At 49.5% G+C, this 384-nt stretch carries 1 protein-coding gene; it reads left to right on the top strand.

Annotation, left to right across the window (positions count from 1 at the left end; genetic code table 11):
* The first annotated feature begins 55 nt into the window (after positions 1 to 55).
* Positions 56 to 217, top strand: coding sequence for a DinB family protein (locus tag IE163_RS17170; protein ID WP_229833637.1), 162 nt, complete (start codon positions 56 to 58; stop codon positions 215 to 217).
* Positions 218 to 384: the final 167 nt, after the last annotated feature.

The raw sequence follows: 384 nt of genomic DNA, 5'->3' as shown, positions 1-384 counted from the left end.
GCCTGCCTGCAGGATCCTTTCGGTCATAGTTGGATGTTCTCCACTCATATTGAAGATGTTAGTGAAGCAGAGATGGCAGCCCGCGCAGCGAAGTTGTTTGGTTAGGGGTTTGGCTCTAAGCTATCTGATTAACCATCAAACTCATCATCGCGGCCAGCTCACCACCATATTGCGCCAATTAGGGCATGTGGTAGCTGTAACGGTTTCTGCTGCTTAGATCACCTAAACAGTAGCCAACAAGCAAAAAGTCGGGCTAAAGTCGTGCTTATGTCGGGGCTTTTTCGTCACGCTGTAACACCGTTTGGTCGGATAATAGTGCTCCACCAGGGACTCTATGCAGGAGTATTGATGATGTACGTGAACAGCACCCGACTTCGAGAGCTG

Source organism: Alishewanella longhuensis, from assembly GCF_014653435.1.
Lineage (GTDB): Bacteria > Pseudomonadota > Gammaproteobacteria > Enterobacterales > Alteromonadaceae > Alishewanella > Alishewanella longhuensis.
The sequence above is the reverse complement of the archived record's forward strand: the minus strand, read 5'-3'. Positions and strand labels throughout refer to the sequence as shown.

Coding starts and splice junctions, on each gene's coding strand:
- IE163_RS17170 (WP_229833637.1), top strand. CDS start 56: ATGTTAGTGAAGCAGAGATGGCAGCCCGCGCAGCGAAGTTGTTTGGTT.